General features: G+C 70.2%; 19 protein-coding genes. 9 read left to right on the forward strand and 10 right to left on the reverse strand.

Going from position 1 to position 15,870, the window contains the following annotated elements:
* Window positions 1–26 precede the first annotated feature (26 nt).
* Complete coding sequence (locus AC1DWJ_RS01530; protein ID WP_457255244.1) at window positions 27–647, reverse strand: histidine phosphatase family protein; 621 nt, start codon at window positions 645–647, stop codon at window positions 27–29.
* 25 nt (window positions 648–672) lie between these two features.
* Here AC1DWJ_RS01530 and AC1DWJ_RS01535 point away from each other — a divergent pair, with 25 nt between their 5' ends.
* The 3 genes from AC1DWJ_RS01535 to AC1DWJ_RS01545 are packed head-to-tail and all read left to right on the forward strand — an operon-like array spanning window position 673 to window position 2,506.
* A complete protein-coding gene (locus AC1DWJ_RS01535) occupies window positions 673–1,518 on the forward strand; it encodes a PhzF family phenazine biosynthesis protein (RefSeq protein ID WP_477619824.1) in 846 nt (281 codons plus the stop codon).
* On the forward strand, window positions 1,518–2,057 hold the full coding sequence (locus AC1DWJ_RS01540; protein ID WP_477619825.1) for a DUF1697 domain-containing protein: 540 nt from the start codon (window positions 1,518–1,520) through the stop codon (window positions 2,055–2,057). The genes AC1DWJ_RS01535 and AC1DWJ_RS01540 overlap by 1 nt, the downstream gene beginning before the upstream one ends.
* A complete protein-coding gene (locus AC1DWJ_RS01545) occupies window positions 2,057–2,506 on the forward strand; it encodes an OsmC family protein (RefSeq protein ID WP_457255247.1) in 450 nt (149 codons plus the stop codon). Before AC1DWJ_RS01540 ends, AC1DWJ_RS01545 begins: the two co-directional genes overlap by 1 nt.
* Here the strand turns inward: AC1DWJ_RS01545 and AC1DWJ_RS01550 are convergent.
* Genes AC1DWJ_RS01550 through tdh form a run of 3 tightly spaced genes read right to left on the reverse strand, consistent with a single transcriptional unit; the run spans window position 2,503 to window position 5,325 of the window.
* Window positions 2,503–3,066, reverse strand: a complete 564-nt coding sequence (locus AC1DWJ_RS01550; RefSeq protein WP_477619826.1) for a dihydrofolate reductase family protein — start codon at window positions 3,064–3,066, stop codon at window positions 2,503–2,505. The genes AC1DWJ_RS01545 and AC1DWJ_RS01550 overlap by 4 nt on opposite strands.
* Window positions 3,067–3,075: 9 nt before the next feature.
* A complete protein-coding gene (locus AC1DWJ_RS01555; protein ID WP_477619827.1) occupies window positions 3,076–4,284 on the reverse strand; it encodes a glycine C-acetyltransferase in 1,209 nt (402 codons plus the stop codon).
* 3 nt (window positions 4,285–4,287) lie between these two features.
* Complete coding sequence (gene tdh / locus AC1DWJ_RS01560) at window positions 4,288–5,325, reverse strand: L-threonine 3-dehydrogenase (protein ID WP_457255250.1); 1,038 nt, start codon at window positions 5,323–5,325, stop codon at window positions 4,288–4,290.
* Window positions 5,326–5,361: 36 nt separating this feature from the next.
* Here tdh and AC1DWJ_RS01565 point away from each other — a divergent pair, with 36 nt between their 5' ends.
* Window positions 5,362–5,982, forward strand: coding sequence for an L-threonylcarbamoyladenylate synthase (locus AC1DWJ_RS01565; protein ID WP_477619828.1), 621 nt, complete (start codon window positions 5,362–5,364; stop codon window positions 5,980–5,982).
* A 3-nt stretch (window positions 5,983–5,985) separates the two neighbouring features.
* On the opposite strand, the gene AC1DWJ_RS01570 is transcribed toward AC1DWJ_RS01565, so the two are convergent.
* Together AC1DWJ_RS01570 and AC1DWJ_RS01575 are read right to left on the reverse strand one after the other, a co-directional pair.
* Window positions 5,986–6,891 carry an aldo/keto reductase gene (locus AC1DWJ_RS01570; RefSeq protein WP_477619829.1) on the reverse strand — a complete coding sequence of 302 codons (906 nt, stop codon included), beginning with the start codon at window positions 6,889–6,891 and terminating at the stop codon, window positions 5,986–5,988.
* A gap of 32 nt (window positions 6,892–6,923) precedes the next feature.
* On the reverse strand, window positions 6,924–7,523 hold the full coding sequence (locus AC1DWJ_RS01575) for a TetR/AcrR family transcriptional regulator (protein ID WP_477619830.1): 600 nt from the start codon (window positions 7,521–7,523) through the stop codon (window positions 6,924–6,926).
* Between the two features lie 147 nt (window positions 7,524–7,670).
* Between AC1DWJ_RS01575 and AC1DWJ_RS01580 the strand changes: the two genes are divergently transcribed.
* Window positions 7,671–9,137, forward strand: coding sequence for an MFS transporter (locus tag AC1DWJ_RS01580; RefSeq protein ID WP_477619831.1), 1,467 nt, complete (start codon window positions 7,671–7,673; stop codon window positions 9,135–9,137).
* Window positions 9,138–9,228: 91 nt separating this feature from the next.
* Here AC1DWJ_RS01580 and AC1DWJ_RS01585 read toward each other — a convergent pair whose 3' ends face one another.
* Window positions 9,229–9,639, reverse strand: coding sequence for a VOC family protein (locus AC1DWJ_RS01585; RefSeq protein WP_056921238.1), 411 nt, complete (start codon window positions 9,637–9,639; stop codon window positions 9,229–9,231).
* Window positions 9,640–9,644: 5 nt separating this feature from the next.
* Window positions 9,645–10,106, reverse strand: a complete 462-nt coding sequence (locus AC1DWJ_RS01590; RefSeq protein WP_477619832.1) for a helix-turn-helix transcriptional regulator — start codon at window positions 10,104–10,106, stop codon at window positions 9,645–9,647.
* 34 nt (window positions 10,107–10,140) lie between these two features.
* Here AC1DWJ_RS01590 and AC1DWJ_RS01595 point away from each other — a divergent pair, with 34 nt between their 5' ends.
* On the forward strand, window positions 10,141–10,680 hold the full coding sequence (locus AC1DWJ_RS01595) for a hypothetical protein (RefSeq protein WP_457255257.1): 540 nt from the start codon (window positions 10,141–10,143) through the stop codon (window positions 10,678–10,680).
* Here AC1DWJ_RS01595 and AC1DWJ_RS01600 read toward each other — a convergent pair.
* Window positions 10,598–10,957 (reverse strand): single-stranded DNA-binding protein, encoded by a 360-nt coding sequence (locus AC1DWJ_RS01600; protein ID WP_457255258.1) that lies wholly within the window; start codon window positions 10,955–10,957, stop codon window positions 10,598–10,600. The genes AC1DWJ_RS01595 and AC1DWJ_RS01600 overlap by 83 nt on opposite strands.
* A 91-nt stretch (window positions 10,958–11,048) precedes the next feature.
* Window positions 11,049–12,146, reverse strand: a complete 1,098-nt coding sequence (cax, locus tag AC1DWJ_RS01605; RefSeq protein WP_457255259.1) for a calcium/proton exchanger — start codon at window positions 12,144–12,146, stop codon at window positions 11,049–11,051.
* Window positions 12,147–12,242: 96 nt separating this feature from the next.
* Between cax and AC1DWJ_RS01610 the strand changes: the two genes are divergently transcribed.
* The 3 genes from AC1DWJ_RS01610 to AC1DWJ_RS01620 all read left to right on the forward strand — a co-directional run bounded on the left by AC1DWJ_RS01610 (window position 12,243) and on the right by AC1DWJ_RS01620 (window position 15,839).
* On the forward strand, window positions 12,243–12,755 hold the full coding sequence (locus AC1DWJ_RS01610; protein ID WP_457255260.1) for a GNAT family N-acetyltransferase: 513 nt from the start codon (window positions 12,243–12,245) through the stop codon (window positions 12,753–12,755).
* A gap of 252 nt (window positions 12,756–13,007) precedes the next feature.
* Window positions 13,008–14,195 (forward strand): M15 family metallopeptidase, encoded by a 1,188-nt coding sequence (locus AC1DWJ_RS01615; protein ID WP_457255261.1) that lies wholly within the window; start codon window positions 13,008–13,010, stop codon window positions 14,193–14,195.
* A gap of 81 nt (window positions 14,196–14,276) precedes the next feature.
* Complete coding sequence (locus tag AC1DWJ_RS01620; protein ID WP_477619833.1) at window positions 14,277–15,839, forward strand: MFS transporter; 1,563 nt, start codon at window positions 14,277–14,279, stop codon at window positions 15,837–15,839.
* Window positions 15,840–15,870 lie beyond the last annotated feature (31 nt).

A 15,870-nucleotide genomic window follows, 5' to 3' on the forward strand; every position in this document is an offset into this window, starting at 1 on the left:
CGACCGCGGCCGTGCGCCAGACCGGGTCAGTGGCCGGTCACGGCCGGCCCATGGTTCCAGACCCGGATGGCGGGCTGCTCTCGCTCGAACTGCAGCACGCTCACCGAACCCGCGTCGAGCAGCAGCTGTGCCCCCAGGCGCGGTTCCTGCCGCAGGAAGACGCTGGTGAGGACGCGCAGGCAGTGTCCGTGCCCGACCAGCGCGACGTCACCCTCGGCCATCGCCGCGATGGCGCGCTTGACGACCCGCGACGTGCGGGCCGCCACCTCCTCGACGGTCTCTCCCGGGGTGTCGCCCGGCGGCACCCCGTCCCGGAAGACGGTCCAGTCATAGCCGAGCTCGTCCCGGATCTGGGGTGTCGTCAGGCCCTCGTAGCCGCCGTAGTCCCACTCGAGGAGGTCGTCGTCGACCTCGGGCGTCAGCCCCGCGAGCTCCGCCGTCCGTCGCGCACGCTGCAACGACGAGCTGAGGGTGAGGACGAAGTCGTAGTCGGCGACCAGCCGACCGGCCTGCCGGGCGAGCTCCTCGCCGTGCTCGGTCAGTGGCACGTCGGTGCGCCCGGTGTGCTTCCCGGACCGCGACCACTCGGTCTCGCCGTGGCGCAGCAGCACGAGTCGGCCATCGGGAGTCGGGGGTGGTGAGGTCACGGCGCCAGTCTGACAGAGTGGGCGCATGCGCTTGAGGTACCGGCTGCTCAACGTCTTCGCACACGCGGACGACCCGTTCTCGGGCAACCCGCTGTGCGTCTTCGAGGACGGCTCCGCACTCTCCGACGACCAGATGCTCGCCCTGGCGCGGCAGTTCAACCTGTCCGAGACGACCTTCCTGGTGCCACCGGTCGACGGCGCCGACGCGGGCGTGCGGATCTTCACGACGTCCTTCGAGATGCCCTTCGCCGGCCACCCGACGCTCGGCACCGCCCACGTCGCCCGCGAGCTGCACGGGCTCGGTGACCGCCTCGGGCTCTCCATGCCGGCGGGAGTGATCCCGGTGGCGGCGCAGGGAGACCGGTGGACCCTCACGGCGAACGCGGGCCGGGTGGAGGCAGACCTCGTCGTCGACGACGTGGCTGCGGCGCTCGGGCTGGAGACCGACGACCTCGTCGAGCCCGTGCATCAGGTCAGCGTGGGCACGTCGCAGGTGATCGCCCAGGCCGCTTCCGTCGACGCGGTGCGCCGCGCCCGGGCCAGGCCCGAGCTGCTCGGTGGGTATGCCGGCATGGGCGCCCGAGGTGGCGAGACGCTCGTCTACGTGTGGTCGCCGTCGGGGGAGGGGGCGATCGAGGCGAGGGCCCTGATCAGCGATGGCCAGGCGGTGTCGGAGGATGCCGCCACGGGGTCGGCCTGCTCCAACCTCGGTGCCTGGATGGTGGCCCAGGGTCGGTCCGGCCGCTGGACCGTCAGCCAGGGGGAGCAGGTGTCACGGCCCTCCTCCCTCGAGCTCGCAGTGACCGAGGAGGGGACGGTCACGGTCGGGGGACTGGTCCGCGTCGTGGGTGCTGGAGAGGTCGTGCTGTGATGGCCGGCTACATCGTGTTCCTGCGAGCGGTCAATGTCGGCAAGCGTCAGCTGAAGATGGCCGAGGCGCGCGAAGTGTTGTCGGACAACGGTTTCGGCGATGTCGAGTCGTACATCCAGACGGGCAACTTCTTCGTGTCGTCGCCCCTGCGCAGCGTGCCCAAGCTCGAGGCCGAGGTGGGTCGGGTCCTCAGTGCCCACGCCGGCTTCGACATCGTCGCGATCGCCCGCAAGCCCGCCGAGCTGCCGGCCCTGCTCGCGGAGGTGGACGGCATACCCGAGCAGGTGAAGGGGGAGACCAGTCGCTACGTGAGCTTCTGCACCACCACGCCGTCTGCCGCCGCGACCACGGAGCTGCACGCGCAGGAGGCCGCGCGCGAGCGCGCCACGGTCATCGGCAAGGATGTGTTGATGGAGTTCGCGGTGCCGTTCAACGAGGCCAAGCTGACCGGTGCCCGCATCGAGAAGATCCTTGGTGTCCCGGGGACCGCCCGGAACATCACCGTCGTCCGCGCGCTGGCGCAGAAGTGGGGTGCCTGATGGCAGAAGAAACCGGCGGTACGGGTCCGGGCCATCGCTCGATCAGCATGACCCGGGTCGAGAAGGGGCTGTACGAGGTGACCAACGCGCGAGGCGGCACGATGCTCATCGGCGGGGGAGGGGACTCCACCGAGTTCACCCCCGTGGAGCTCTTCCTCGCCGCGATCGCGGGCTGCAGCGCCACCGACGTCGACTTCATCACGACCAAGCGGGTCCAGCCCACCTCCTTCACCGTGACGGGGGCGGGGGAGAAGCTGCGGGATGACGACGGCAACAGGATGGGCGACCTCAGGGTGGAGTTCGTGGTGACCTTCCCCGAGGGTGCCGACGGTGACCGGGCCCGCGAGATGCTCCCCAAGGCCATCGCGATGTCCCACGACCGGCTCTGCACGGTCACCCGCACCGTCGTGCTGGGCACCCCCATCGTCAGCGGGTTGGCTGAGGACTAGCGCCGGTCGACCAGGTAGCCCAGGAACACCACCCCGTCGCCGAAGGTGTGCTGCTCGGCGAGCCGTAGGTGGACGGTCGTGTCGCGGGGCAGGGCAGGAGTCCCACCACCCACCGAGACCGGGTGCAGGTAGAGCGAGACCTCGTCGACGAGGCCCGCTCGGAAGGCATCGGCCGCCAGGGTCGGGCCACCGATGCCGAGGTCGGCTCTCGCCGTGGCCTTGCGCTGCGCGAGGTCCGCGGCGGCCAGGTCCCGCACCAGCTCGGTGCGTGGCGTGTCGACCCCAGTCAGTGTGCTCGACACGACGACCTTGTCGGCCGACTGCCAGATCCGCCGGTAGTCGGCGGACACCGACGAGCGGTCGGACCCCGTGTCGTCGGTGGCCCAGTAGCGCATCACCTCCCACATGCGACGGCCGTAGACGTAGGTGCCCACGGTGCGCTCACGGTCGTTGACGAAGGCGTGCACCTCCTCGCTCGGCGCCGCCCAGGCGAAGCTCCCCGACGCGTCGACGGTGTAGCCGTCGAGCGAGGCGATTGCCGAATAGAGCAGCCGGGCCACCGGGGCGCCTCAGCCGACCCGGTCGCGGGCCGCCACGAAGGCGGCGACACAGGCCCGCACGTCGTCCTCGGAGTGACCGGCGGACAGCTGCACGCGGATGCGCGCCTTGCCCTGCGGCACCACGGGGTACGAGAACGCGATGACGTAGACGCCCTGCTCGAGCATCGCGTCGGCGACCTGGGCCGCCAGTCGCGCGCCGTCGTCGCCGGGGAACATGACCGGGGTGATCGCGTGCTCGCCGGGCAGGAGGGTGAAGCCGGCCTCGGTCATCAGCTCGCGGAACAGGACCGAGTTGGCCTGCAGCCGGGCCCGCGCGTCCTGCGAGCCGGCGGCGATCTCCAGGGCCTTGAGCGAACCGGCCGCGACGCTCGGCGCGACGGCGTTGGAGAAGAGGTAGGGGCGCGACCGCTGTCGCAGCAGGTCGACGATCTCGCGGTGCGCGCTGACATAGCCGCCCGACGCGCCACCGAGGGCCTTGCCCAGCGTGCCGGTGAGGATGTCGACCCGGTCCATGACCCCGAACCGTTCGGGAGTGCCGCGACCGCCCTCGCCCACGAACCCCACGGCGTGGCTGTCGTCGACGAGCACCATCGCCCCGAACTCGTCCGCGAGGTCGCAGATCTGGTCCAGCGGCGCCAGGAACCCGTCCATCGAGAAGACCCCGTCGGTCACGACGACCTTGCGTCGGGCACCGGCGGCGGTGGCCGCCTCGAGCTGGGTGCGCAGGTCGGCCATGTCGGCGTTCTTGTAGCGGAACCGCTTCGCCTTGGAGAGCCGGATGCCGTCGATGATCGAGGCGTGGTTCAGCTCGTCGGAGATGATCGCGTCCTCCGCGCCGAAGAGGACCTCGAAGACACCGCCGTTGGCGTCGAAGCAGGATGAGTAGAGGATGGTGTCCTCCATCTGGAGGAAGTCGGACAGCGCCCCCTCCAGCCGCTTGTGCAGCTCCTGCGTGCCACAGATGAACCGCACGCTCGCCATGCCGAATCCCCAGTCCTGCAACGCCTTTGCCGCAGCGGCTTCGACGTCCGGGTGGTCGGCCAGGCCCAGGTAGTTGTTGGCGCAGAAGTTGAGCGCCTCGGCGCGGACCCCGTCCGCGCGTGCGGTCCTGATGTGGGACGACTGCGGTGAGGACAGCTCGCGCTCCCGCTTGTAGAGGCCGGCCTCCTCGATCTCCCGCAGGGTCGCGGCCAGCTCGTCCTTGACGGTGCCGTACATCGCTCAGCTCCAATCCATGATGACCTTGCCGCACTGCCCGGAGCGGGCGGCGGCGAAGGCGTCCTGCCATTGCTCGGCAGGGAGGCGGTGGGTGATGACCGACGCGATCCGGTCGCGCAGGACGGGGGAGTTCCCGAGCATCGAGCTCATCGCGTACCACGTGTCGTACATCTCGCGGCCGTAGATGCCCTTGATGGTGATCATGTGCGTGATGACGCGCCCCCAGTCGATGGGGAAGGGGTCCTTGGGCAGACCCAGCATCGCGACCCGACCACCGTGGTTCATGTGGGCGAGCATGTCCTCCACCGCGCTGGGCACCCCGGACATCTCCAGGCCGACGTCGAAGCCCTCCTTCATGCCCAGGGTCTTCATCGCCTCCCCGAGGTCGGACGTCCGCACGTTGACGACGAGGTCGGCCCCGGCGTCCTTGGCCAGCGCCAGGCGGTAGTCGCTGAGGTCCGTGACGACGATGTGTCGGGCGCCCACGTGGCGCGCCAGCGCGGCGGCCATCACGCCGATCGGCCCGGCGCCGGTGATGACGACGTCCTCGCCCGCCATGGGGAACGACAGTGCCGTGTGGGTGGCGTTGCCCAGGGGGTCGAACACCGCGCCGAGGTCGGGGTCGAGGTCGTCGGGCTGCACCCAGACGTTCGAGGCCGGGATGACGACGAAGTCGGCGAAGGCTCCATCGCGGTTCACCCCGATTCCCTTGGTGTGGATGCACATGTGACGTCGGCCGGCTCGGCAGTTGCGACACGTGCCACAGACGATGTGGCCCTCGCCGGAGGCGCGCTGGCCGACGTGCACCGAGTCGACGTCCTCACCGACCTCGACGACCTCGCCGTAGAACTCGTGGCCGATGGTCATGGGCGCCTTGACGGTCGAGGCTGCCCAGTCGTCCCACTGCTCGAGGTGGAGGTCGGTGCCGCAGAGTCCGGCGCGCAGGACACGGATCTTGACGTCGTGGGGGCCGGGCTGCGGTTCCGGGACATCAACCATCTCGAGTCCGGGGCCGGCGTGGGTCTTCACGAGTGCTCGCACGCCGAACAACATAGTCGCCCTGTATACAGTCGCTGCATGGCCCGCTATCTCGACGTGCACCCCGTGGACCCGCAGCCACGGGCCATCGGCCAGGCGGTCCAGCTGATCCGGGACGGGGGCCTGGTCGCGTACCCGACCGACTCCGGCTACGCGCTGGGCTGCGCCCTGGGCAACCAGGAGGGCAAGGAGCGGATCGTGCGGATCCGGCACCTCGACGACAAGCACCACTTCACGCTGGTCTGCGCCGACTTCGCCCAGCTCGGGCAGCTCGTGCACATCGACAACCGGGTGTTCCGCGCGATCAAGGCGGCTACCCCGGGTCCCTACACGTTCATCCTGCCGGCCACCAAGGAAGTGCCGCGCCGCCTGCTGCACCCGAAGAAGAAGACCGTGGGTGTCAGGATCCCGGACAACCGCGTGGTGCAGGCGCTGCTGGCCGAGCTGGGGGAGCCGATGCTGTCGAGCACGCTGATCCTGCCCGAGGAGACGGCGCCGATGACCGAGGGCTGGCTGGTGAAGGAAGAGCTGGACCACCAGGTCGACGCGGTCATCGACGCGGGGGAGTGCGGCACCGACCCGACGACCGTGGTCGACTACTCCGACGGCACCCCGGAGGTCACGCGAGTGGGTGCGGGGGACCCGTCGCCGTTCGAGTGAGGGCTACATCTCCTCATGGGTGTCGGGGTCGCCACCGAACAACCGCCCGTCGGGGCGTCCGAGCGCGGTGATCGCGTCCATCTCGGCCCCGGACAGCTCGAACCCGAAGACGTCGAGGTTCTGCCGCTGACGCTCCGGCGTGGCCGACTTGGGCAGCGCGAGCGAGCCGAGCTGCACGTGCCAGCGCAGGATGACCTGCCCCGGCGTGACCTGGTGGGCGGCGGCAGGGTCCGCCACTGCGGGCTCGTCGAAGGGCGCCTGCCGCTTGCCCATGGGACTCCAGGCCTGGGTGCGGATCCCCAGCTCCGCGTGGACAACTCTCATGGCGGGCTGCGGGAAGTAGGGGTGCAGCTCGATCTGGTTGACGGCCGGTGTCACGCCGCTCTCGTCGATGATCCGGCGCAGGTGTCGTTCGGTGAAGTTGCTGACCCCGATGGTGCGCACCAGGCCGTCGCGCTGGGCCTCGACCAGGGCCTGCCACGCCTGCGGATAGAGGTCCTGGCTCGGGTTGGGCCAGTGGATCAGCGCGAGGTCGAGCTGCTCGACCTGAAATCGGCTGGCCGAGTCGCGAAGTGACTGCAGCGCAAGCTCTTTCGCGTGGAAGCGGCCCGGGATCTTGGTGGTGAGGGCCACGTCCTCGCGCGGCAGGCCGGAGCGGCGCAGTGCCTCACCGACCTCGGTCTCGTTCCCGTAGTTGACGGCCGAGTCGAGCAGTCGGTAGCCCGACCCCAGAGCCGCGACCATTGCCGCGATGCCGTCCTCGCCCCTGAGCGGGTAGGTGCCGAAACCGATCGCCGGCAGCGTGGTGCCGTCGTTCAGCTCGTATGCCGTGGTGTCGGTGGGCGTGGTGTCGGTGGGCGTGGTGTCGGTCGGCGTGGTGTCGGTGGGCGTGGGGGCCGTCTCGTCCATGGAGAAGAGACTATGACGACCCCGCTCGCGACTCAGCGTGAGACGGCGGCGACCGGTGCGCCGAAACGCAGTCCGTCGTAGACGAGGTCGACCAGCGCCAAGGTCGACGACGGTGGCGTGCTCTTGGGGTCGCTGGTGAGGCAGATGCCGCCGAGGGCCCGGATCAGCTCCGGAGCCGCCACGTCCTTGCGGATGACGCCGGCCTCGGTCGCGGGCGCCAGCACGCGCTCGGCCGCCTCGCGCATCGTGGCGCGGGTCTGCTCGAACTGACCGGCCCGGCTGCCGTTCATCATGGTGCGCAGCAGCGTCACCATGCCCTGCTTCACGGCGTAGAAGTCGACGAAGCCCCGCATCCACTCCCGCAGCGCCTCGCCGGGGTCGTCACTGGACGCCAGCTCGCGGGACCGCTGGTCGAGGGCGTCGATCTGCGCGCCGTACACCGCCAGCACGAGGTCCTCGCGGGTGGGGAAGTGGCGGTAGAGCGTGCCGATGCCCAGGCCGGCAGCCTTGGCGATGTCGTCGAGGGAGGCGTCCGCACCGCGGTCGGCGAAGGCGCCGGTGGCGGCGTCGAGCAGTCGCGACCGGTTGCGCACGGCATCCGCGCGCAACGTCTTGCCCTCGTCAGGGGACATCTTGGCCACCACCTTGCATAACCGGAGGCATCCTCCGTATAGTTCCAGAAGCGGAGTTAATCTCCGCTTCCATCCTTCGCAACGACGCGGAGGGATCCTCCGCTTCAAGGCCATCATAGCTCGCGCTGCCTGGAAGGACCTCCATCCATGAGTTCCACTGTTGCCCCAGCCCGGTCTGCTCGGACCTGGCTCACCCTCGCCGTCGTGCTCACGACGCAGCTGATGATCGTGCTCGACGCGGCCATCGTGAACATCGCGCTGCCGGACATGCAGCAGGCGCTGCACATCGCGCCGGCCAACCTCTCGTGGGTCGTCAACGCCTACACGCTCGCGTTCGGGGGACTCCTCCTGCTCGGCGCCCGCGCGGGCGACCTGTTCGGGCGCCGTGCCGTCTTCGCCGTCGGCATGGTGTTGTTCACCATGGCCTCGCTGCTCGGCGGTTTCGCCGACGCGGGTGCCCACCTGTTCCTGGCCCGTGCCGCCCAAGGTGTCGGTGCCGCGCTGGTGGCGCCGTCCGCCTTGGCCATCCTCATGGGTCTGTACCCCCGTGCAGAGGACCGCACGCGGGCGATCGGCTACTACACGATTGTGTCGGCGAGCGGCGCCGCCATCGGCCTGATCGCCGGGGGACTGCTCACCAACTACGCCTCCTGGCGCTGGGTGATGTTCGTCAACGTCCCGATCGGCCTCGTGGTGCTGGCACTGTCCCGGACCGCCCTGCCGAACAGCCGCGCCCACCACGGCCGGATCGACTACGCCGGAAGCCTGCTCTCCACCGCCGGGATGACCGCACTGGTCTACGGCTTCATCCGGGCGGCTGCCGACGGGTGGGGGAGTGCCACTGCCCTGGCGTCGTTCGCCGTCGCCGTTGCCCTGCTGGCGGGCTTCGTCGCCGTCGAGCGCACCGTGGAGCACCCCATCACGCCGCTGCACCTGTTCGCCGACCGCGAGCGAGCCAGCGCCTACGTGGCCCGGATGTTGTTGGTGGCAGGGAGCATGGGCGCGTTCTTCTTCCTCAGCCAGTACTTCCAGCTCGTGCTGGGATGGTCGCCGGTGCGCACCGGTCTGGCGTTCGTGCCGTTCCCGGTGTCGGTCTTCGTGAGCTCCCAGCTCGCCACCCGGGTCCTCGTGCCCCGGTTCGGGGGCCGGGCGGTCATGCTGGTCGGCATGGTCCTGTCGGCCGTCGGGCTGGTCCTGCTCACCCAGCTCGACGTCGACACCACGTACTCCCACCTGATCGGGTCGATGGTCATCTTCGCCCTCGGCAACGGCACGGCGTTCGTGCCGCTGACCGCCGCGGGCATGGCCCGGGTGGCCCCGCAGGAGGCCGGTGTGGCCTCGGGCCTGGTGAACGTGACGCAGCAGGTCGGTGGAGCAGTCGGTCTGGCTGTCCTGGTCACGGTGTTCGCCACCGCAGGGCCGGGCGCGGCCTCGGGCCCGTCGGCGAGCGTCCGGGCCAGAGAGCTGTTCGTCCTCGGCGCTGACCGCGGGTTCGGCGTCGCAGCGGCGATGATCGCGGTGGCCGTCGTGCTGGTGCTGGCGTTCGCGCGTCCGAGGCGCACGCCGGCTGTGGCACCGGTCGAGACGATGGCCCTCGAGCCCGCCACGACCTAGTGGGGAAGGGTCCGGGAATCGCTAGATTGACATAATGTCGATTATCGGCGTTCTAGCGTGAGCACAAGACGTCGAGCACACCGCGGTGCTGTCAGCGCCGCTCCTGGATCCTGATCAGGTTGCCGGCAGGGTCCCGGATCGCGCAGTCGCGCACGCCGTAGGGCTGTTCGGTCGGCTCCTGGACGACCTCGGTGCCGCTGGCCTGGACGCGCTCGAACGTGTCGTCCAGGTCAGCCGTCGCCAGCAGGATCCCGCCATACGTGCCCTTGGCCATCATCTCGACGATGGTCCGGCGTTCCTCGTCCGTGATCCCGGGATCCACGGCCGGTGGATGCAGCACGATCGAGGTCCCGGGCTGCCCGGTCGGGCCGACGGTGATCCACCGCATGCCCTGGTAGCCGACGTCGCCCCGGACCTCGAACCCGAGGATGTCGCGGTAGAAGCCGAGCGCGGCTTCCGGGTCGTCGTGCGGCAGGAAGCTCGAGTGGATGGTGATGTCCATGGCCGTCACGCTAGCTGTGGCTCGACGGCTGGTGCTTCTCGATTCCTGACCGGTCGCGTGACTTGCTTGGCCACGCAGGACGGGATGCCGGCGACTGACTCCGCTGCCTCGCGCCGGTAGGTGCTCGGTGGCATCCCGACGAGCTCGGTGAAGCGGGTGCTGAACGTGCCGAGCGACTGGCAGCCCACGGCGAAGCACACGTCGGTGACGCTCAGGTCGCCGCGACGCAGCAGGGCCATCGCCCGCTCGATCCGGCGCGTCATGACGTAGCCGTAGGGCGACTCGCCATAGGCCTTGCGGAACTCACGACTCAGGTGCCCGGCCGACATGTGCGCACCCCTGGCCAGGGCCTCCACGTCGAGCGGCTGTGCGTACTCGCGGTCGATCCGGTCCCGGACGCGTCGGAGCACCGCCAGGTCACGCAGCTGCTGGGTGCGTGGGGCGCCTGCGGGCGAGCTGGTGGTCACACAGCGATCGTGCCACGAGGTGCCGGGTGGGACCATGGGCGAACTGCCCGGCGAGGAGGACGTCATGGACCTGTCGAGCTTCTATGCCTTCTTGTCCGCCAGCTGCTTCACGCTGGTGGGCCTGTGGTGGAACGTGCTCGAGCGGCGGCCCCAGCTCTTGTCCACGCCCGAGGTGCGCAAGCTCGCCGGCGGCATCTACCTGTCGTTCCTCCTGCCGGCCCTGATGGGCCTGTTCGCCCAGGTGGCTCCGGACCGACCGTTCATGTGGCGCACGACGTTCGGGCTGGTGTCGCTCGTCGGGATCGTCTCGACCTGGCGGCTGATCCAGCTCGACGGTCGGGTCCCCCACCCCGGCCCGTTCCGCCGCTACCGGTGGGTGGTCGTCGTCCTCTACACCGCGATCCTGGTGCTCGGGCTGGTGCCGTCCTTGGCGGGCTTGCTCGACCTGGCGCCGATCCAGCTGGCGGCGATCGCCCTCATCTGCCTGATCGTCATCGCCCACGGGCTGACCTGGGAGTTCCTGACCCAGCGCGAAGCCGCTTCAGCGACAACGCCTCCACCTCGTAGCGACTGACCGTCACCGTGCCCGTGCGGAAGAACCGCCGCCGCAGGGCGCCGACCACCTCGACGAGGTCCTGCGCCTTCAGCCCGCGGGCGCTGCGACGGGTGCGAGCCGACCAGCACGCCACGTCGATGGTGTCGACGCGCCCGGCGCCGGTGTCGGTCGACCGCGGCACGACCACCCGCAGCTGAGCCACGCGGTCACCACTCGGCAGCTCGCGTTCCTGCGCGTCCACGCTGATCCGACCGACCAGCCTGACCTCGTTCTTCCACTCCCCGGCCTCGTCCATGGGTCAACCGTGGTGCCACTCCCCCACTTCTGCCATCGCCCCAACCGATGCCTGGGGACAAGTCCGGGGGCGCATCCCGGCTGTGGACGACTCATCCCCACCAGAACGAGGTGGCGATCACGGCATACACCGCGATCAGGGCCGCACCCTCGATCCAGGTGGACTCACCGTCGAAGGTGATGAAGGCCGTGAGGATCACGGCGATCACGACCGACACCACCAGCATCGGCGCGAACACCAGGGTGAGCGATGCGAACCCGAAGACCGCCGAGAGGACCACCAGGAGCGGCGCGAGGACGAGGGCGATCTGGATCGGCGAGTTGATGACGATCGAGAACGCGTACTCGGACCGGTTCTGCGCGGCTAGCTGCACCCCCACGACGTTCTCGATCGCGTTGCCGGCGATGGCGACGATGACCAGGCCCGCGAAGGCGTCCGAGATGCTGAGGGCGTTCATGGCCGGCTCGAGCGCCACGACGAACCAGTCGGAGACGAAGGCGGCGGCCGCTGCGGCGGCCGCGAGCAGGCCGACGGCGAGCCACACCGGCCACCGTGGTGCCTCAGCCTGACCGGCGCCCGTCTCCGCCTCGCTGCCGGACTCCTTCCGCAACGAGGCCGGGAGGGTGAGCGCGAAGAGCACGAGCAGCACGACGGAGACGATGAGCGACAGTGTCTTCTCGTGCGCCGCGGCCGGGGTGTGGACGTAGTGGGCCAGTGACGGCACGACCATCGCGGCCACCGAGAGCACCATCAGGACGATGATGCTGCGCGCCCGCTCCGAGTTGAGCTGCTGGGTGCCGTGCTTCAGGCCCCCCACGAGGAAGGCCAGACCGAGCACGAGCAGCAGGTTGGCCAGGATCGAGCCGATCAGGGCTGCCTGCACCACCCCGACCAGCCCGGCCTTGAGCGCGAACAGCGCGATGAACAGCTCGGGCAGGTTGCCCAGGGCCGACTGCAGCACCCCGGTGGCCCCCGGACCGAACCGGTCGCCGAGCTGCTCGACCGATCGTCCGACGAGCGACGCCAGCAGGGTCACCGCGACGGCGGAGCAGACGAACGGCAGCACCGCTCCCCCGCCGGCGAATCGGGTCACCGCCGCAGCGAGGACAGCCAGACCGCCCGCGCCGAGGATGACGTAGTCGGAGCGGATGAAGGTGGTGGTGCTGGTGGTGGTGCTGGTGGTGGGCATCGCGTGTCCCCTTCAGGCGAGCAGACGAAAGCGGCGTGGAGGAGTCTCCACGCCGCGCGCGAAAGTGACAAACGTCATGGGTGGCAGACTCGGAGCATGGAGGCCCCCGACGTGCTGCGTCCGATGACCGACGACGACGTGCCCGCCGTGCTGCAGCTCAACGCCGACCACGTGGAGCTCCTCTCCCCCTTGGACGGCGAGCACCTCGCGCGGCTGCGCGGGTGGGCCACCCGCGCCGACGTCATCCAGTGCGACGGCGAGACGGCAGGCTTCGTCCTGGTCTTCGGCCCGGGCACCGACTACGACTCCGAGAACTACCGCTGGTTCAGCGAGCGGTTCGGTGACCGCTTCGACTACCTCGACCGGATCGTCATCGCCGACCGGTTCCGGCGCAGGGGGCTCGCCTCGGCGGTCTACGACGCGGTCGAGGCGGCGGCCGCGCCGAGGGGCCGCCTGGTGCTCGAGGTCAACGTCGACCCCCCGAACGAGCCGTCGCTCGCCTTCCACCGGCGTCGGGGGTTCGAGGAGGTCGGTCGGCTCGGTCCCGCAGGGCACCGCGTCAGCCTGATGGCCAGGAGTTCTCCGCCGAAAGCAGGAGACGGACCGTGACCTTCCCGGGTTACCCTGCGTTGAGGTAGCAGAGCCGCCCGAGGGGGGTGGCGGACGAGGGAGTGGCAGATCGTGGTCGGGCTCGGAATGCGAGCCAGCGTGGTCGCAGGCGCCGTGGCGGTTGTGACGCTGGCAGGTCTCTCCCCGGCATACGCCTCGAGCACGACCCCACCCGTCACATCGTCCTCAAGCACCACAGCCACCCCGCCCCCGGCTTCCACCGTCGCGAGCCGCCCGCCCGCGACCGGCAGCGTGACCACCGGCAGCGGCACCATGTCCGCCGGGGCCACGGCCACGCCGGGCGCCGGTGGCGAGAGCACCCTCAGCCCCTCGGAGCTGGCCGCGCAGATCGCCGCCGCCGATGCCCTGACCGAGGACCTGACCGCCTCCAACGCCGGGATCGCCGCGGCCGCCACCAAGCTGGACCGGCTAGCCCTCGAGGCCAACGCGCTCCTCCAGAAGTACGCCGCCGCGCGGGATGCCGAGCGCGCCGCCCGCGAGGAGGCCAACCGCAACGTCCTGCTCTACCAGCAGCTGAGCACGCGGCTGGGCGAGGACCGCCGGGCCCTGGGCCAGTGGGCCTACCTCGCCTACGCCGGCACCGGCGGCAGCATCAGCGACATGGGCACCCTGCTCGACACCCTGGCCAAGCCCGCCGCGGAGGCGAGCGACACGGCCGCCCAGCTGTCCTACCTCAGCGACCAGCGGAGCTGGCAGATCGAGCGCGTCCAGAACCAGACCCAGCTGCAGCGCACCATCGCCCTCAAGGCGGTCGAGGCGAGCACCCGCGCGACCGAGGCCGCCACCGCGGCCGCTGACGCGAAGAAGAAGCTCGACGTGGTGGTCACGGAGCAGAAGGCGCAGCTCGACGCGACCCGCCAGCTGCACGCCGAGCAGGTCGCCAAGGCCGGACCGGTCGCCGGGCTGCTCCTCGGCAGTGGCGACCCGGCGGCGATCGAGGCGACGAAGCGGCTGCGCGCCGCGCTCGTCGTGCCCGGCGTCCTCGCCGACGGGTCAGTCAAGGCGTGCAGCACCAACGAGGGCGAGTACCCCAACGGCAAGATCCCGGTTGCCGCCCTCTGCCCGCTCTTCGGCGCCGCCGGCCAGAGCCTTCGCCCCGGTGCTGCCGCGGCGTTCAACGCCATGAGCATCGCCTACCAGAAGGACACCGGCTCCCCCATCTGCGTCACCGACTCGTACCGCTCCTACGCCGAGCAGGTCTCCGTCAAGGCGGTCAAGGGCAAGTGGGCTGCCACGCCCGGTCGCAGTGAGCACGGCATGGGCCGCGCGGTCGACCTGTGCGGCGGGATCAACAACTTCGGCACCCCCGCCCACCTGTGGATGAAGCAGAACGCGCCGCTCTACGGGTGGTTCCACCCCGACTGGGCCGAGCCCTCCGGCTCGCTGCCCGAGCCGTGGCACTGGGAGTATGCCGGCTAGTCACCGCACCACCCCGACTCGCCGTCGCATCTGGGTACGAATACCCATCTGACCGACCGGCCGCTGTGCCACCCTTCACGCATGACAACAGAGGCGGCACCGTCACGGTCGACGACGTCGGAGCACCACGCCCACCGCAGGGCCTGGTACTGGTACGACTGGGCCAACTCCGCCTTCGTCACCACGGTGGGGACCGTCCTGTTCGCGCCCTACCTGACCACCGTCGCGAAGGAGGCCGCCTGCCCGGGCCAGGACAGCGACGCGGCCTGCCACGTCGACCTGCACGTCATCCCCGCAGCGGCCGACCTGCCGAGTGGGGTCTGGCAGGTCGGGCTGGCGCTGACGCTGCTGGGACTCGTCGCGCTGGTGCTCACCGTCGTCCAGATGATCCGCAACCGGCCGACCGTGCTGCCGACTCCCATCCCGCTGGCGGTCGCCGGAGCCGGTGGGCTGCTGCTCGTCCTCACGGCTCCGCTCGACCCGGGCTCGGTGGCCTCCTACACCGTCACGCTGTCGACGATCATCAGCGCGGTCCTGCTGGTGTTCGTCGGCGCGATCGCCGACCGCACCCCGCGCCCGGCGCGGCTGCTCGGCGGCTTTGCCTGGGCCGGGGCGGTGGCTGCCTCGCTGCTGTTCTTCCTCCGCGGCGAGAACTGGCGCTTCGGCTCCGTGATGATGATCCTGGCCACCATCGCGCTGGGCTCGTCGCTGGTCGTCTACGACGCCATCCTCTGCCGCATCGCGTCCCCCGACGAGCGTGACGACGTCTCCTCGCGGGGCTGGGCGCTGGGCTACCTCGGGGGTGGCCTGCTCCTGGCGATCAACCTCGTGATCGTCTCCAAACCCGACCTGGTCGGGGTCGACAAGGGCATGGCCGTGCGGATCAGCATGCTGTCGGCCGGTCTGTGGTGGGGCTTGTTCACCCTCATCCCCGTGCGTGGCCTGTGGAACCTGCGGGGCGGCGAGATCGCCCGGGTCGAGGGGCCCTCGGCCGGGATCGTCCGTGGCAGCTACGCCCAGCTCGGTCACACCTTCCGCGACCTGCGGACCTACCCCAACACCCTGATGTTCCTGCTCGCCTACCTCTTCTTCAACGACGGCATCCAGACCGTCATCTCCTCGAGCAGCCTCTACGGCGCGGAGGAGCTCAAGTTCGCGCAGGAGCAGCTGATCGCGCTCATCCTGCTCGTCCAGTTCGTGGCGTTCGGCGGGGCCCTGCTGTTCGGCCGGTTCGCCCGGCGGTACGGCGCGTGGCGCACCATCCTCGGGTCCCTCGTCGCGTGGTCGGGCATCGTCATCGCCGCGTTCTTCGTGCCCGAGAAGGCGTTCATCCCCTTCGTCGCCCTCGGTGTGCTCATCGGCATCGTCCTGGGCGGCAGCCAGGCCCTGAGCCGTTCGCTGTTCAGCCAGCTGGTCCCCAAGAGCCGCGAGGCGGAGTTCTTCGCGTTCTACCAGGCCATGGAGCGCGGGACGTCCTGGTTCGGCACCCTGCTGTTCGGCCTCGTCCACCAGCTGACCGACTCCTACCGGCCGGCCATCGTGGCGCTCATCGTCTTCTTCGTCCTCGGCTTCGTCCTGCTCCGGAAGGTCGACGTGCGCCAGGGCATCCTGGATGCCGGCAACGAGGTGCCCGCCGTCGTCTGAGGGTCGCGTCGCGTGTGACTTGCGTCACATC

It is taken from the genome of Pedococcus sp. P2_D7, assembly GCF_056404295.1.

Coding starts and splice junctions, on each gene's coding strand:
- AC1DWJ_RS01535 (WP_477619824.1), top strand. CDS start 673: ATGCGCTTGAGGTACCGGCTGCTCAACGTCTTCGCACACGCGGACGAC.
- AC1DWJ_RS01540 (WP_477619825.1), top strand. CDS start 1,518: ATGGCCGGCTACATCGTGTTCCTGCGAGCGGTCAATGTCGGCAAGCGT.
- AC1DWJ_RS01545 (WP_457255247.1), top strand. CDS start 2,057: ATGGCAGAAGAAACCGGCGGTACGGGTCCGGGCCATCGCTCGATCAGC.
- AC1DWJ_RS01555 (WP_477619827.1), bottom strand. CDS start 4,284: ATGTACGGCACCGTCAAGGACGAGCTGGCCGCGACCCTGCGGGAGATC.
- AC1DWJ_RS01565 (WP_477619828.1), top strand. CDS start 5,362: ATGGCCCGCTATCTCGACGTGCACCCCGTGGACCCGCAGCCACGGGCC.
- AC1DWJ_RS01570 (WP_477619829.1), bottom strand. CDS start 6,891: ATGGACGAGACGGCCCCCACGCCCACCGACACCACGCCGACCGACACC.
- AC1DWJ_RS01575 (WP_477619830.1), bottom strand. CDS start 7,523: ATGTCCCCTGACGAGGGCAAGACGTTGCGCGCGGATGCCGTGCGCAAC.
- AC1DWJ_RS01580 (WP_477619831.1), top strand. CDS start 7,671: ATGAGTTCCACTGTTGCCCCAGCCCGGTCTGCTCGGACCTGGCTCACC.
- AC1DWJ_RS01585 (WP_056921238.1), bottom strand. CDS start 9,639: ATGGACATCACCATCCACTCGAGCTTCCTGCCGCACGACGACCCGGAA.
- AC1DWJ_RS01595 (WP_457255257.1), top strand. CDS start 10,141: ATGGGCGAACTGCCCGGCGAGGAGGACGTCATGGACCTGTCGAGCTTC.
- AC1DWJ_RS01600 (WP_457255258.1), bottom strand. CDS start 10,957: ATGGACGAGGCCGGGGAGTGGAAGAACGAGGTCAGGCTGGTCGGTCGG.
- cax (WP_457255259.1), bottom strand. CDS start 12,146: ATGCCCACCACCAGCACCACCACCAGCACCACCACCTTCATCCGCTCC.
- AC1DWJ_RS01610 (WP_457255260.1), top strand. CDS start 12,243: ATGGAGGCCCCCGACGTGCTGCGTCCGATGACCGACGACGACGTGCCC.
- AC1DWJ_RS01620 (WP_477619833.1), top strand. CDS start 14,277: ATGACAACAGAGGCGGCACCGTCACGGTCGACGACGTCGGAGCACCAC.